Consider the following 14,048-nt stretch of genomic DNA (forward strand, 5'->3'; position numbering starts at 1 on the left):
AACGTGAGGAGGTTCGATGTTCGTCGTCTACTGGCTCGACGGCAATCCGGATGCCGAAGGCGCAGCGCGCTACCAGCGTTTCGATCCCGCTTCGCTCGCCGAGGCGTTGCGCTTTGCCGAAGCGCTGAGAAAGCGCCAGGCCGATGGCGATGACCTGAGCTTCATCACGCTGTGCAGCGAGAATCCGCAGTCGGTGGGCAAGCCGGGCGCCGCCGACCCGCCCGCCGGCTACGACTGGAAGAAGCGCAGGCGCTAGTTCTGCGCGGTGGCGGCGGCGTCCTCCTGCCAGCCGCCGCCGAGCGACTTGTACACGGCGATGAGATCCGTCGTCACGTTCACCGTCGATTGCGCCAGTTGCTCGCGCGTCTGGGCGAGCTGGCGCTCGGCATCGAGCACGGTCACGAACGCCGTCAGCCCCTTGCGATAGCTGTCCGTCGCGAGTTGCAGGCTGATGCGGTTAGCCTCGACCGTACGTACCAGCGCCGCACGCCGGTCCTGCTCGGTGCGATAGGTGACCAGCGCGTTATCGACGTCCTGCAACGCGCTCAGCACCGTCTGCCGGTATTGCAGCGCCGCCGCGCCCGCTTCGGCCTTGGCCACGCGTACATTGGCGCGCAACTGGCCGCCCTCGAAGATCGGCAGCGAGATGCTCGGCCCCACCGACCAGAACAGGCTCGACCAGTGAGCGAGGTAATTGGCCTTCGAGGCGCGCATGCCGACCTGTCCGGTCAGCGAGATGTCCGGATACAACTGCGCCACCGCGACGCCCACTTCCGCCGTGGCCGCGTGCAACTGCGCCTCGGCACGGCGAATGTCCGGACGCCGCCGTGCGAGCGTCGACGGCAAGCCGACCGGCACGGTGGGCGGCACAGGCGGTACGGCTGCGCTGCCGGTGGTATCGGCGAGTTCGGCGTCGAGCGTGCCGGGCGGGCTGCCGCTCAGCACGGCGAGACCGTTCATGGCCTGCGCGATCTGGGCATCGAGCGTCGGCAGTTGTGCCTGGAGCGTGCCGACCTGCGCGCTCGCGCTCTGCACGTCCTGCTGGCTCGTCAGGCCGACGCGCGCCTGCTCGCGCGTGAGATCGAGGATCTGCTGTTCGGCGTCGATCTCGGCCAGCGTGATCTGCTTGATCGACTGCGCGCCGCGCAATTGCGCGTAGGTGCGCGCCACTTCCGATTCGAGCGACACCAGCGCGTCGTTGCGGCTTTCGATCTGCGCCAGCGTCTGGGCATCGGCGGATTCGACCGAGCGTCGCACGCGCCCGAACAGGTCCAGTTCCCACGACGCGTCGAAGCCGTATTGATACAGCGTGGTGGGCTGCGTCGCCGAGTCGAGTCCCTGGCGAATCTGCGTGCCATTGCTCCCGCCGATGGTGTTGATCTGATCGTAGACGCCCTGCGATTCCAGGAAGCCTTTCACGCCGAGCTGCTCGCGCTTGACGCTCGCGTTCGCGCCGATCTGCGGCAGACCGGCCGCGCCCGCCGCAATCGACTGTTCGCGCGCTTCCGTGATGCGCAGCACCGCGGCCTGCAAGTCGAGGTTGCCCGCGACGGCGCGTTCGATCAGCGAGTCGAGCATCGGATCGTGGAACTGCTTCCACCAGCGCGGATCAGGATCCGCCGAGGTCTGCGCCACCGAAGGCGCATCCGCATGCGGCGCGCGCGGATCTTTCGGCGCGTTCTGCGCGCGCTGCATGTCGTTCCAGTCGGCGGGGGTATCGGCGGTCGGGGCCTTGAAATCCGGGCCCACGGCGCATGCGCCCAGCAAGAGCGCCGGCAAGAGAGCAAGAAGACGCAGCTTCATTTCAGTGTCCTCCCGCCTGCCCGGACGCCTTGACCGGTGAAAAGAACAACGACAACGGAATGAACATGAACGAGAAGATCGCGCACGCGAGAAATACGTCGAGATAGGCGAGGATGGTCGCCTGCGAAACGAGGGTCTTGTACATCTGTCCGGTGGCGGCGGTCATGGCCTGCGACATCGACTGTCCCGTGTCCATCAGCGTGCGGGCGATGCGATTGACGGAGTCCGTATAAGGTTGGTTCAACGGTGTCAGGTGTTCGACCATGTGCGCCATGTTGGCCTGCGTGCGCTCGCGTATCGCCGCCGTGGCGAGCGATATGCCGATGGACCCCGCCACGTTGCGGAACATCGTGAACAGCGCGGAGGCGTCGTTGTTGAGCGACTTGGGCAGGGAGAGGTAGGCAAGCGTCGTCACGGGCACGAACAGGAAGCCGATGCCTATCGACTGCGCGCTGCGCATCTTGGTCAGCGTCACATAGTCGACGTTTGGCACGAGATGATGGGAGTACAGCAGCGCACAGCCCATCAGGAAAAAACCGAACGCGACGAGAAAGCGTGTCTGTATCACGTTCATCAGCTTGCTCACCACCGGAATCAGGAACACGATGCAGACCGCCCCGGGTGAGAGCACGAGGCCCGCAAGCGTCGCGGTATAGCCGAGCTGCTGTTGCGCGAGTTGAGGTATCAGCACGGCGCTGCCGTATAGCACGGACGCGAAGCCGAAGATCGCCGCCGAGCCCAGCGCGAAGTTGCGGTCCTTCATCACGCGCAGGTCCACCACGGGTTTCTTCGCGTACAGCAGCCACACAGTCGCGCCGATGATGCCCACCGCCGCGAGCACCGCGAACAGCACGATGAAGTTCGACGAGAACCAGTCGTCGTCCTCGCCGCGATCGAGGAACACCTGCAGGCAGCCGAGACCCAGCGCGATCAGGCTGATGCCTATTACGTCGATGCCCACTTTCTTCGGGTCCTGACGCTTTTCCCACGGCGGATCCTCGACGAACTGCATGACCGCGAAGGTGGTCAGCACGCCCACCGGCACGTTGATGAGGAACACCCAGCGCCACGTGAAGTTGTCCGTGATCCAGCCGCCGAGCGTCGGCCCGAGCACCGGCGCGACGACGATCGCCACCGCCGAGATCGAAAACGCGCGGCCGCGCTGTTCGGGCGGGAAGGTGTCGAGGATGATCGATTGCTGGCTCGGCTGCAGGCCGCCGCCGAAGAAGCCTTGCAGGATGCGGAAGACGATCAGCTCGCCCAGGTTGGTGGCGACGCCGCACATGAACGAACACACGGTGAACGCGCCGATGCAGATCAGGAAGTAGCGCTTGCGCCCGAGGATCTTCGAGAAATAGGCGGACAGCGGCAGCACGATGCCGTTCGCGACGAGATAGGACGTGAGCGTCCAGGTGGATTCGTCGTAGCTCGCGGACATCGTGCCCGAGATGTGCGGCAGCGCGACGTTGACGATGGTCGTGTCGAGCACTTCCATGAACGCCGCGAGCGTGACGACGACGGCAATCAGCCATGGATTCGACCGGGGCTTCCAGCCGCTGTGGTCGTGTTCTGCGGTGGTATCGCTCATGGCGTCAATGCTTGAGCATCACGGTCGGCACCACGGACAGCCCGAGCGGCAGCGGCGCGCCCGGCTTCAGGCCATCGTCGATGACGATCTTCACCGGCACGCGCTGCACGATCTTCACGAAGTTGCCGGTGGCGTTCTCGGCGGGGAACGCGGAGAAGCGCGAGCCGCTGCCGAGCTGCACGCTGTCCACATGGCCGTGCAGCTTCATGTCGGGATAGGCGTCCACTTCGATATCGACCTTGTCGCCGGGCTGCATGCGGTCCAGCTGCGATTCCTTGAAGTTGGCCGTCACCCAGAAACGCGTCGTGACGAGCGTGAAGATCGACGTGCCCGCCTGGAGGAAAGTGCCGTACTGCACGTTGCGCTTGGTGATCCAGCCGTCCGACGGCGCGCGCAGTTCCGTGTACGAGAGGTTCAGTTGCGCGGCCTCGACTTGCGCTTCCGCCTGCCGCACCTGCTGGCGTCTTTCTTCCACCGCCGCAATCACGGTCGCGATCTGCTGCGGCACGAGCGCGGCGGTACGCACCTGCGCCCGCGCCTGCGCGACGTTCGCCTGCGCGCTCTTTTGTTGCGCGGTGGCTGTGTCGATGTTCTGCTGCGACGTCGCGCGGACATCCACGGACTTCTGACGATCGTATGCGGCGCTGGCCTGCGCGAGATTGGCGCGCGCGGTCTGTTCCTGCGCCTGCGCCTGGGCGAGTTGAGCCGGGTACTGCACGCGCGCCACTTCGAGCTGGGTTTCCTGGGCGTGCAGCTGCGCCTGAGCCAGACCGAGCGACGCGTTGGCCTGATCGAGTTGCGCCTGATAGTCGCGCGGATCGATCTTGATGAGCAGATCGCCCTTGTGGACGAACTGGTTGTCGTCGATGTTCATTGCCACGACATAACCCGACACTTTTGGCGCGATGGTGACGGCGTCGCCATCGGTATAGGCGTCGTCGGTGCTCTGCTGGTTGCGCGTCATGAACCACCAGATGAATGCGCCGATCGCCAGCACCACCACAGCGACGCCGAGGATGATCAGCGGCTTCTTGCCGGGCTTCTTGCGGCCGTTTTCTTCCTCGCCGTTTTCTTCCTTGCCGTTGTTCTCGTCGTCGCTGGCCTTGCTATTCGACTTGGCTTTCAGGCGTGGCTTGGCTTCGCCGGTGTCGCCGGCCTGCGCGCCGTTGCGTGCTGGGTTTTGGGTGTCGTCTGAATCTGGCATTGCCGCTCACTCGGTGTCGAAACTCGGCGCTGAATCCCGGACGAATGCCGGGTGGAACCGCTGGGTGGACCTGCGCGTGCAATCACGTCGATGGCCAGCGGGCACAGGACTACCCGCGCCAACCCTCCGTGGCGGTGTCGTTGAGCAAGCCCCGTTCCCTTGCCGCGCGAAAGCGCCTGAATTCGGCGCGGAGCGAACGTGCGTGCGGCTTGGCACGGAATTGTTCTGCCTGCCCGGACGCACATCGGCGCGCTGCTTTTTAAGCCTGTGAGTAAAACTTTCAGCGGCGGCGCGGCGCGGGCGCTCATTTCGCTCTAAGTCTCAAGGCACAGGATGGCGCCTGTACTCGACAGGAGATGCACCATGTACAAGCACATTCTCGTAGCCGTCGGCACCAGCCTCAGCGACACCGCCCTCACCGCCGCGATCCACTGCGCACGCGAATCCAACGCGCGCCTGACCGCGATGCACGTCGTCGATCAGACGCCGTGGTGGGCCGTCGTGACCGCGGATTGCAGCACGGCGGAAACCCTGGCTGTCATCGACCAGCACGCCCGCGCCGTCGCGCGGCATTGCATGCGGCGGATCAACGAGGCGGGCATCGAGGGCAGCGCGTTCACGCTCACCTTGCCGCTCAACGCGAACCTGGGCGAGACGATCGCGAAGGCGTCGACGGAACTGGGCGCGGACCTGATCGTGCTCGGCGGCGAGGCGGACATCGGCTGGAGCCATGGCGACCAGCGGCTGCGCGACGTCGTCTGTGCGCACGTGAAGTGCAACGTGCTGATTGCGTCGCACCTGACGACGCACGCGGAAAGCGTGATGTAGCGTTCGCGCGATGCAAGCGCGTCAGAGCGTCCCGCGCAGTTGCGTCGCGAGCTGCACGATGCCGATGCAGATGCGCCGCTCGCGTTTCGGATCGAGCCGGCCGATGGGCACGCTCGTCGACACGGCGATGCGCTTGCCGGCCGGCGTCATCCCGACATAGGCGGCGAAGCACGCGAGGCCTTCGGCGACTTCCTCGCGTTCGACGGCCAGACCGCTCGTGCGGATGGCCGCGAGTTCGCGGAGCAAGGCAGTACGTCGCGTGATGGTGCGCGGCGTGACGGCTTCGAGCCGTTCGGGCAGGCGTTCGATGACGGCTTCATCGGACAGTCCGGCCAGCAGCGCCTTGCCGAGCGCGCAGCAATGCGCGGGCAGGCGCGAACCGGGATCCGACACGAGCCGCACCGGCCGATGCGCATCTTCTCGCGCCACATACACGACATGGATGCCGTCGAGCACGGCGAGCTGCACGACCTCGTTATGCTGGTGGATGAACGCTGCCGCGCCTTCACGGAACGCCGCCTGCAAGGTGTCATGGCGGACGTAGGCATTGCCGAGCTCGAACAGGCCGACGCCGATCACATAACCATCGTCGCGCTTCTCGATCCATTGCATGCGCGCGAGCGTTTCCAGCATCAGGTAGAGCGTGCTGCGCGACAGCCCCGTCCGTTCCGCGAGCGTCGCGGCGCGCACCGGCTTTGCAGCGGCTGCGAGGGCTTCGAGAATGTCGCTCGCGCGGCGCAGCGCGGGGACGTCGTAGGTTTTTTCCATGCTGCGGTGTGGCCGATTCAGAGCACACAGTTTCCAACAGGTTGGATAAACAATCAACCCAATGGACACTTCGGGGTGGTGCGGGCTACGATCGGCTTTCCTTTTTCAGCCTGTCAGGCAAAGCCATGCAAACCGTCACCGTGACCTCCTGTCTGCCCGAAGATTTCGCCGATGCCGTATTGATCGGCCGCGTCTGGCGTCCTGCGCCCGTGAACGGTCCCAGCGTCGTGGCGGTGCGCCAGGGCGAAGTGTTCGACATCACGCGCGCCGCGCCGACCACCGCCGATCTCTTCGATCACCCCGAGATGATCGACATCGCCCGCCATGCTGAAGGCGAGCATCTCGGCAATGTGCAGGACCTGCTGCAAGCGACGCTCGACGCCACGCCAGACGGTTTGCGTCTGCTCGCCCCGTGCGACGTGCAGGCGGTGAAGGCATGCGGCGTGACCTTCGCGGTGAGTCTGCTGGAGCGCGTCATCGAGGAACACGCGGGCGGCGACGCCAGCAAGGCGCAGGAAGTGCGCGACACCATCAATACGCTGATCGGCGCCGATCTCTCGAAGATCAAGCCGGGTTCGGAAGGGGCGGCGAAGCTGAAGGCCGAACTCGAACGTCGCGGCGCGTGGTCGCAGTACATGGAAGTGGGCATCGGGCCCGATGCCGAAGTGTTCTCGAAGTCGCAGCCGATGTCGTCGGTTGGTTTCGCGGCGGAAGTCGGGCTGTATCCGACATCGCAATGGAACAATCCCGAGCCTGAGATTGTGCTGGCCGTGAATGCGCGCGGCGAGATCGTGGGCGCGGCGCTCGGCAACGATGTGAATCTGCGCGACATCGAAGGCCGCAGCGCGCTGCTGCTCGGCAAGGCAAAGGACAACAATGCGTCGTGCGCGATTGGTCCGTTCGTGCGCCTGTTCGACGGACGCTTCACGCTCGATTCGGTGCGCCAGACGAGCGTGTCGCTGCGCATCGAAGGCGCGGACGATGGCTTCGTGCTCGAAGGCGTGAGCCACATGAGTGAGATCAGCCGCGATCCTGCGGATCTGGTGAAGCAGACGCATGGCGCGCACCATCAGTATCCGGACGGCTTCATGCTGTTCCTCGGCACGATGTTCTCGCCGATCAAGGACCGCGACGCGCAGGGCGGCGGCTTCACGCATCATCTCGGCGATGTCGTGACCATCTCGACGCCGAGTCTCGGCGCGCTGGTGAATACGGTGAGGCTGTCGACGGAAATCGAACCGTGGACGTTCGGCGTCAGGGCGCTGTATCAGAGTCTCGCCGCGCGGGGGTTGATGGGGGCGGCGGGGGGGTGAGGAGGTCGGGTGTCTTGACGGGTGTAAAAGCTGAGCCGTCGAAACGATAGTAGTAGGTGCCTTGCCCCTGCTCGTTCCGGCTGCCATGCACGATCAGCAGCGCACTGTCCTTTCGATACGCGAGAGGCTCGGTGATATTCAGTGGCCAGTCGGACACGGTGAAGGGCAGCATCACGACCTTTCCCGTGTTCGAATCGATGGCCGCAGCCATGACACACGCCGCGCCGCAGCCCCATTCCGCGAGAACGAAGCGGCCCGCGAAGTTGATCTTGCCCGTGGCGGCCGTGCTGATCTGCGTTGCGTAGCGGCGGCTCTGACTGGAGTTCAGTTTGGGTTTGATCGGTCGAGATGACGGTTCGACCACCGTTGGATAGTCTGCGAAAACCGGCGCGACATGCTCGGCGCGGCAGTTGCCCGCAACGAACAGAAAGGGAACGCAAGCCGCGAGATGCTTCCGCATGGTGACAGTCTTCCCGATGAATTCATCGAAGACATTACGCGGACGCGACCACTCGCGCTACGCGACTACTCTTAAACACCTCACGATGCCCCCAGCCGAAACCCCTTCGGCTGCCCCTTGGTCACGAGTTGCACGGGCGTCTCCATATAAGGCGAAAGATCCCGCTGCCTGCGCTTCTCCAGCAGCGCCTTCACCGCGACATCCACACCGAATACCGCCTGCCTCGCGCCGAACTGCTCCACGGTAGCGAGCAGGCGGCCATCCTCGAGCATCGGCTGGACGGCCTCGATGTTGTTGTAGCCCGTCACGAGCACCTGGCCCTTCTTGCCCGCGATGCGCAATGCATCGATCGCGCCCATCGCGATGTTGTCGTTGGCGCACATCAAACCGCGCACCAGCGGATGCCCCGACAGAATCTGCAACGCGGCGACCTTGCCGCTGGCGGCGTTCCAGTCGCCGCCGTCGATGGCGCTCACCCGCATGCCCGCCGCGTTCATCGCGTCCTTGAAGCCCGCCGAGCGCTGCTGCGAATTGCGGTCGTTCGAAGGGCCTTCGATGATCCCGACTTCATCGCCCGGCTTCAGCTTCGACGCGAGATACGTGCCGACGAGCTTCGCCCCGCGCCGGCTGTCCGGCCCGACGAACGGAATCACGACTTTCGCCTCGTCCTGCGCGCGTTCATCGAAGGGATTGTCGATTGCGATCACGATGATGCCCTCGGCAATGGCCCTCGCCGTCACCGGCAGCAACGCCCGGGAATCCGCCGGTGCAATGACGATGGCATTCACCTTTGCCGCGATCAGCGACTCGACGATGCGGATCTGCCCGGCGACGTCGTTGTCCGTGTCCGTGCCGCGCGTGTCGAGATTGAGTTGTGCCGCGAAGTGGCGCTGGTAGTTCTTCGCGCCTTCGATCATCGACATGACGAACGGATCTTCCAGCGACTTCATCACCAGCGCGATGGTCGCCTTGTCGGTCGCGGCGAGCGCATCGCGTCCGCGCGCCAGACCGCATGCGCTGAGGGCGCACGCGGCGAGCAAGCGGCGGCGGACAAGGCTCGTCATGGAATGAAAGAGTGAGGCCGATGGATCGCCTCATTGTAGACGCAGCCGTCCGCGCGCTGGCCAAGTCCCGCAGCGACGCGGGCCTTTCGACTCAGCGCGCCGCCGCCTCCACCAGCGCAGGCAGGCCGCTGACGGGTTGCATCAGGCCGGCATCGAGCCCATGGCGCGCGCGCAGATACTCCGTCGCGTTCCAGGAAAGCCACGAGCCACCCTGAGCATCTTCCCAGGCCAGCACCTTGAGCGGCGGATCGAGCGCGACGGTGGGCGCGGCCTGCATCAATGGCGTGCCGGCTTGCGGATTGCCGAACACGAGCAACTGGCTCGGCGGCATCGTGAGGCCGGCGCGCGCGGCGTCGCCGCTGAAGTCGATGCGCGCGAAGAGCATCAGCCCGCGTGCGCGGATCAGTGCTTCGAGCTTGTCGGCAGTAGCGAGCGCGCCGTGTGCGCTCGCAATCGTCTCGACGCCGTTTCCGGCGCTTGCATCGGGCATCGACATGAGGCCTCCGAAGTTCAGGGCGCCGCGCGGTCCTTCCAGGCCAGCGAGACAAAGGCCGTGCACAACGCTTCCATGCCGAGCGCGTCTTCGTCGTCGAAGCGGTTGGGCACGGGACTATCCACATCCCATACGCCGATCAGCGTGCCATCGGCGGCAATCAAGGGCACGACGATCTCGGACCGCGACGCCGCATCGCACGCAATGTGGCCGGGAAACGCATGCACATCCGGCACGACCTGGGTCCGGCGCTGCTGCGCCGCCGTGCCGCACACGCCGCGTCCGAGCGCGATGCGCACGCACGCCGGCTTGCCCTGGAACGGCCCGACGACGAGCTCCGTGCCATCGAACAGATAGAAGCCGGCCCAGTTCAGGTCGGGCAGCGAGTGATAGAGCAGCGACGAGAAATTCGCTGCATTGGCGATGAAGTCCGGTTCGTCGCTGATGAGTGCGCGGGCTTGCTGAAGCAGGTCGTCGTAGTGGGCGGCCTTGCTGGCGTGACTGGACTGGGAGATCGAAAACATGATGGCGAGGAAGTTGGGCCGCAGCGCGAGCGCGTCCGCGACATCGAAAAAGTGTCGCCGACGATAGCACAACGGTCGGCGCCACGCTTTCGAGACCGGAAAGCCCTTTGCAAGGAAGCTTCGCGCGGCTTGGCACTACGCGAGACTCGCGACGCCACTGAAAAGAACGCTTAAAACCCCCTCCGGGATTTCCCTCCTTTACTTCGCTTCGCCGGCGGCATTAAATCAACCAACTTGATTTAATTAATGGCCACGCCAAGATGGCCCTCTGACGGAGACATCGAGTGAAATCCCCGAGCGGCAAAGGAAGCAACTCCGCGAACGTGCGCCGGTACAACGAACGCCTGCTGCTGCAGGCGCTCAGGCGTACCGAACCCGCGTCGAAGGCCGACCTCGCACGTCACGCGAACCTGACCAGCACGGCCGTCGGCAGCATCGTCGATTCGCTCCAGCAATCGGGTCTGATCGAATACTCGGGACGCCGTCTCGAAGGCCAGCGCGGCCAGCCGGCGTCGCTTCTGCGGCTCGATCCGCGCGGCGCGTTCGGGATCGGCGTGCGGCTGGACCGCACGGGCATCGAGACGGTGCTCGTCAATTTCGCCGGCGACGTGCTCGCCCGCAGCGCGCTCGATTCCGTCCTGCCGCATCCGTCCACGGTGCTGAAGATCGTGCAGCGCGACGTCGGCAAGATGCTCTCGCTGTTGAGCGAGGCCGAGCGCGAGCGTCTGACGGGTATCGGCGTCGCGCAGCCGTTCAATCTCGGCAGCTGGCTGCGCGAACTCACGCTGCCCGCCGACACCTTCCGCGCCTGGGACGAAATCGACTTCGCCGACGAACTCGGCCGCGCGCTCTCCTTGCCCGTCTTCAGCGAGAACGACGGCAACGCCGCCGCCACCGCCGAGCTGTTCTACGGCCACGGCCGCCGCTGCGACGATTTCGTCTATCTGTTCCTCGGCTCGGCGATCGGCGGCGGCATCGCGATTCATGGCGACTGCCTGCGCGGCGCCTCGGGCAATGCCGGCGACATCGGCGTGATTCCGGTGCCGCCCAGCCGCCTGCCGTCCGCGCCGCAGCCGGCCGGCCAGTGGGACATCCTGCTGTCGCGCGCGTCGCTGAATGCGCTGGTGCGGCATCTCAGCTACTGCGGCGCGGCCGCCGACAATCGCGTCGACCTCCAGTCGTGCATCGAGCGTGATCTGCCCGCCGTCGACGAATGGATCGACGACTGCATCGAGGCGCTCGCGCCCGCATTGCGCGCCACGCTCTGCGTGCTCGACGTGCCGATGGTCGTGATCGATTCCGACATCGACGGCGGCCTGCTCGACAAGCTCGTCGCGCGCCTTGCCGCGACGCTCGCCGCCAACGCGCCCGAGGCGCGCGGCACCCCGACGCTCGTGCGCGGCACATTCGGCCCGGATGCGGGTGCGATCGGTGCTGCCACGCTGCCGCTGTTCTTCAACTTCTCACCGCGCGCGGCGATCCGCCACGCGGGCATCAAACCGCAAGAGGTGAACCATGCCGCATGACGTATCCAGCCGGCCGCCGCTTCTCGAGATGCGCGGCATCAGCAAGACCTTTCCCGGCGTCCGCGCGCTGAACGACGTGCGGCTCTCGGTCTATCCCGGCGAAGTGCATTCGCTGATGGGCGAAAACGGCGCGGGCAAGTCCACGCTGATGAAGATCCTGTCCGGCGCCTATCAGGCCGATGCAGGCGGCCAGATCCTGATCGACGGCGCGCCCGTCACGATCGACGGTCCGCTCGCCGCGCGCTCGCTCGGCGTCGCGGTGATCTATCAGGAACTGAGCCTCGCGCCCAATCTCTCGGTCGCCGAGAACATCTACGCAGGGCGCGAGCTGCGGCGCGGCCGCCTGGTGGATCGCGCGGGCATGGAGCGCGGCTGCGCCGACGTGCTCACGCGCCTCGGCGCCAACTTCAGGCCGCATACGCTGGTGGGCGATCTGTCGATTGCGGAGCGTCAGCTGGTCGAGATCGCGCGCGCCGTGCATGCGCAGGCGCGCATTCTCGTGATGGACGAACCGACCACGCCGTTGTCCTCGCGCGAAACCGACCGCCTGTTCGAGCTCGTGCGCCAGCTGCGCGAGGAAGGCATCGCGATCATCTATATCAGTCACCGGATGGCGGAGATCTATGAACTCTCCGACCGCGTGTCCGTGCTGCGCGACGGCTCCTATGTCGGCACGCTGATGCGCGAGGAACTGTCCGCCGAAAGCCTCGTGAAGATGATGGTGGGACGCGACATCTCGGGCTTCTACAAGAAGGAACACGCGGCCTACGATCCCGGCAACGTGGTGCTCTCCGTGCGCGATCTTGCCGATGGCAAGCGCGTGCGCGGTTGCAGTCTCGACCTGCACGCGGGCGAGGTGCTGGGCATTGCGGGGCTGGTCGGCGCGGGCCGCACCGAGTTCGCGCGTCTGATCTTCGGCGCGGAGCCGGCCGTGCGCGGCGACGTCACGATGCACGGCAAGCCGCTGAAGCTGCGCACGCCGCGCGATGCGATCGACGCCGGTCTCGTCTATCTCACCGAGGACCGCAAGCATCAGGGCCTGTTCCTCGACATGAGCGTGCGCGACAACATCAACATCACGATTGCCGGGCGCGACGCAAAGATGGGCGTGATGGACCTGCCGCGCGGCAACTCGCGCGCGAAGGACGCCATCGCCGCGCTGACGATCCGCGTGCCGAACATGCGCGTGAACGTCGGCGCGCTGTCGGGCGGCAACCAGCAGAAGGTGCTGCTGTCGCGCCTGCTGGAAACGAAACCCGAAGTCCTGATCCTCGACGAGCCGACGCGCGGCGTGGACATCGGCGCGAAGTCGGAGATCTACCGGATCATCAACGATCTGGCGCGCTCGGGCGTCGGGATCATCGTGATTTCGAGTGAACTGCCGGAAGTGATCGGCGTTGCGGATCGCGTGCTCGTGATGCGCGAAGGCGAGATTGCAGGCGAACTCGGCGGCCATTCCGGCAGGCCGATTTCACAGGAAAGCATCATCGAACTGGCGACCGGCTCGAAGGCCGCGCTCGGCCAGGCGGCTTGAGCCTATCTGGACTGGAGAGAGACATGGCTAACACGACGAAACCCCACGACACCGCGCCGGCTTCCAAGGCGGACAACCCGGCAGAACGGCAGACGCGCATCGAGCACAAGGAACGCATGCAGGTGCTGATGCGCACGGCGGGCATGCTGCCGGTGCTGATCCTGCTGTGCATCGGCTTCGGCATCGTCACGGACGGCTTCTTCAGCCTCCAGAACCTGTCGATCGTCACGCAGCAGGCGTCGATCAACATCGTGCTCGCGGCCGGCATGACCTTCGTGATCCTGACGGGCGGCATCGACCTGTCCGTGGGCTCGGTGCTCTCGGCGGCCGCCGTCACCGCGCTGCTTGCGTCGAACCTGCCGGGTCTGGGCTGGCTCGGCATTCCGGCGGCGCTTGCGGTCGGGCTGGGCTTCGGCGTCGTCAACGGGCTGCTGATCGCGCTGCTCAAACTGCCGCCATTCATCGTGACGCTCGGCTCGCTGACCGCCGTGCGCGGCATTGCGCGGCTCATCGGGCACGATACGACCATCTTCAATCCGCAACTGTCGTTTGCGTTCATCGGCAACGATTCGCTGTTCGGCGTGCCCTGGCTCGTCATCATCGCGATTGCCGTGGTCATCATCTCGTGGTTCATCCTACGGCGTACCGTGCTCGGCCTGCGCATCTATTCGGTCGGCGGCAATCCGGAAGCGGCGCGCCTGTCGGGCATCAAGGTGTGGGGCATCGAGCTGTTCGTCTACGCGATCTCCGGCTTGCTCGCGGGACTCGGCGCGGTGATGTCGGCGGCGCGTCTGTATGCGGCGAACGGCCTGCAACTCGGCCAGTCGTATGAACTCGATGCCATCGCCGCAGTCATTCTCGGCGGCACGAGCTTCGTCTGCAGGTCGAGGGCCGCTGTCGCGACACACGAGGCCCACCACCACCCCGCCGAGATATCGCCCGG

The 14,048-nt window shown here is 65.6% G+C and carries 14 protein-coding genes; 6 read left to right on the plus strand and 8 right to left on the minus strand.

The features are described from left to right. Positions 1–16: 16 nt before the first annotated feature. A complete protein-coding gene (locus tag QCE83_RS25555) occupies positions 17–256 on the plus strand; it encodes a hypothetical protein (protein ID WP_309817974.1) in 240 nt (79 codons plus the stop codon). Here the strand turns inward: QCE83_RS25555 and QCE83_RS25560 are convergent. The 3 genes from QCE83_RS25560 to QCE83_RS25570 are packed head-to-tail and all read right to left on the minus strand — an operon-like array spanning position 253 to position 4,595. After that, complete coding sequence (locus QCE83_RS25560; protein ID WP_309817976.1) at positions 253–1,803, minus strand: efflux transporter outer membrane subunit; 1,551 nt, start codon at positions 1,801–1,803, stop codon at positions 253–255. The genes QCE83_RS25555 and QCE83_RS25560 overlap by 4 nt on opposite strands. A gap of 1 nt (position 1,804) precedes the next feature. Next, the gene (locus QCE83_RS25565) at positions 1,805–3,391 is read right to left on the minus strand and encodes a DHA2 family efflux MFS transporter permease subunit (RefSeq protein WP_309817981.1); all 1,587 of its coding nucleotides are present in this window, start codon (positions 3,389–3,391) and stop codon (positions 1,805–1,807) included. Between the two features lie 4 nt (positions 3,392–3,395). Next, positions 3,396–4,595 carry an HlyD family secretion protein gene (locus tag QCE83_RS25570; protein ID WP_309817983.1) on the minus strand — a complete coding sequence of 400 codons (1,200 nt, stop codon included), beginning with the start codon at positions 4,593–4,595 and terminating at the stop codon, positions 3,396–3,398. 363 nt (positions 4,596–4,958) lie between these two features. Here QCE83_RS25570 and QCE83_RS25575 point away from each other — a divergent pair, with 363 nt between their 5' ends. Beyond that, complete coding sequence (locus QCE83_RS25575; protein WP_309817986.1) at positions 4,959–5,423, plus strand: universal stress protein; 465 nt, start codon at positions 4,959–4,961, stop codon at positions 5,421–5,423. 21 nt (positions 5,424–5,444) lie between these two features. Here QCE83_RS25575 and QCE83_RS25580 read toward each other — a convergent pair whose 3' ends face one another. After that, on the minus strand, positions 5,445–6,191 hold the full coding sequence (locus QCE83_RS25580; protein ID WP_309817989.1) for an IclR family transcriptional regulator: 747 nt from the start codon (positions 6,189–6,191) through the stop codon (positions 5,445–5,447). Between the two features lie 125 nt (positions 6,192–6,316). On the opposite strand from QCE83_RS25580, the gene QCE83_RS25585 reads away from it, so the two are divergent. Beyond that, a complete protein-coding gene (locus QCE83_RS25585; RefSeq protein WP_309817993.1) occupies positions 6,317–7,504 on the plus strand; it encodes a fumarylacetoacetate hydrolase family protein in 1,188 nt (395 codons plus the stop codon). Here the strand turns inward: QCE83_RS25585 and QCE83_RS25590 are convergent. The 4 genes from QCE83_RS25590 to QCE83_RS25605 form a co-directional block, all read right to left on the minus strand. After that, entirely contained in the window at positions 7,446–7,964 is a 519-nt protein-coding gene (locus QCE83_RS25590; RefSeq protein WP_309817995.1) for a hypothetical protein, read from the minus strand. The genes QCE83_RS25585 and QCE83_RS25590 overlap by 59 nt on opposite strands. Positions 7,965–8,044: 80 nt before the next feature. Continuing rightward, positions 8,045–9,028, minus strand: coding sequence for a substrate-binding domain-containing protein (locus QCE83_RS25595; RefSeq protein WP_309817998.1), 984 nt, complete (start codon positions 9,026–9,028; stop codon positions 8,045–8,047). Positions 9,029–9,119: 91 nt separating this feature from the next. Further along, positions 9,120–9,524 carry a DUF302 domain-containing protein gene (locus tag QCE83_RS25600; protein ID WP_309818001.1) on the minus strand — a complete coding sequence of 135 codons (405 nt, stop codon included), beginning with the start codon at positions 9,522–9,524 and terminating at the stop codon, positions 9,120–9,122. A gap of 14 nt (positions 9,525–9,538) precedes the next feature. Then, positions 9,539–10,045 (minus strand): GAF domain-containing protein, encoded by a 507-nt coding sequence (locus QCE83_RS25605; protein WP_309818753.1) that lies wholly within the window; start codon positions 10,043–10,045, stop codon positions 9,539–9,541. A gap of 284 nt (positions 10,046–10,329) precedes the next feature. Here QCE83_RS25605 and QCE83_RS25610 point away from each other — a divergent pair, with 284 nt between their 5' ends. The 3 genes from QCE83_RS25610 to QCE83_RS25620 all read left to right on the plus strand — a co-directional run. Beyond that, positions 10,330–11,571, plus strand: coding sequence for an ROK family transcriptional regulator (locus tag QCE83_RS25610; RefSeq protein WP_309818003.1), 1,242 nt, complete (start codon positions 10,330–10,332; stop codon positions 11,569–11,571). After that, the gene (locus QCE83_RS25615; protein WP_309818006.1) at positions 11,561–13,105 is read left to right on the plus strand and encodes a sugar ABC transporter ATP-binding protein; all 1,545 of its coding nucleotides are present in this window, start codon (positions 11,561–11,563) and stop codon (positions 13,103–13,105) included. The genes QCE83_RS25610 and QCE83_RS25615 overlap by 11 nt, the downstream gene beginning before the upstream one ends. A gap of 23 nt (positions 13,106–13,128) precedes the next feature. Beyond that, positions 13,129–14,048: ABC transporter permease subunit (locus QCE83_RS25620; protein ID WP_309818009.1), on the plus strand; the 920-nt coding region annotated here is incomplete at its 3' end.

The sequence above is a fragment of the Caballeronia sp. LZ034LL genome (assembly GCF_031451215.1).
Taxonomy (GTDB): Bacteria; Pseudomonadota; Gammaproteobacteria; order Burkholderiales; family Burkholderiaceae; genus Caballeronia.

What these genes read in the sequence shown, in the direction of transcription:
- QCE83_RS25555 (WP_309817974.1), top strand. Translation starts at nt 17, where the DNA reads ATGTTCGTCGTCTACTGGCTCGACGGCAATCCGGATGCCGAAGGCGCA.
- QCE83_RS25560 (WP_309817976.1), bottom strand. Translation starts at nt 1,803, where the DNA reads ATGAAGCTGCGTCTTCTTGCTCTCTTGCCGGCGCTCTTGCTGGGCGCA.
- QCE83_RS25565 (WP_309817981.1), bottom strand. Translation starts at nt 3,391, where the DNA reads ATGAGCGATACCACCGCAGAACACGACCACAGCGGCTGGAAGCCCCGG.
- QCE83_RS25570 (WP_309817983.1), bottom strand. Translation starts at nt 4,595, where the DNA reads ATGCCAGATTCAGACGACACCCAAAACCCAGCACGCAACGGCGCGCAG.
- QCE83_RS25575 (WP_309817986.1), top strand. Translation starts at nt 4,959, where the DNA reads ATGTACAAGCACATTCTCGTAGCCGTCGGCACCAGCCTCAGCGACACC.
- QCE83_RS25580 (WP_309817989.1), bottom strand. Translation starts at nt 6,191, where the DNA reads ATGGAAAAAACCTACGACGTCCCCGCGCTGCGCCGCGCGAGCGACATT.
- QCE83_RS25585 (WP_309817993.1), top strand. Translation starts at nt 6,317, where the DNA reads ATGCAAACCGTCACCGTGACCTCCTGTCTGCCCGAAGATTTCGCCGAT.
- QCE83_RS25590 (WP_309817995.1), bottom strand. Translation starts at nt 7,964, where the DNA reads ATGCGGAAGCATCTCGCGGCTTGCGTTCCCTTTCTGTTCGTTGCGGGC.
- QCE83_RS25595 (WP_309817998.1), bottom strand. Translation starts at nt 9,028, where the DNA reads ATGACGAGCCTTGTCCGCCGCCGCTTGCTCGCCGCGTGCGCCCTCAGC.
- QCE83_RS25600 (WP_309818001.1), bottom strand. Translation starts at nt 9,524, where the DNA reads ATGTCGATGCCCGATGCAAGCGCCGGAAACGGCGTCGAGACGATTGCG.
- QCE83_RS25605 (WP_309818753.1), bottom strand. Translation starts at nt 10,045, where the DNA reads ATGTTTTCGATCTCCCAGTCCAGTCACGCCAGCAAGGCCGCCCACTAC.
- QCE83_RS25615 (WP_309818006.1), top strand. Translation starts at nt 11,561, where the DNA reads ATGCCGCATGACGTATCCAGCCGGCCGCCGCTTCTCGAGATGCGCGGC.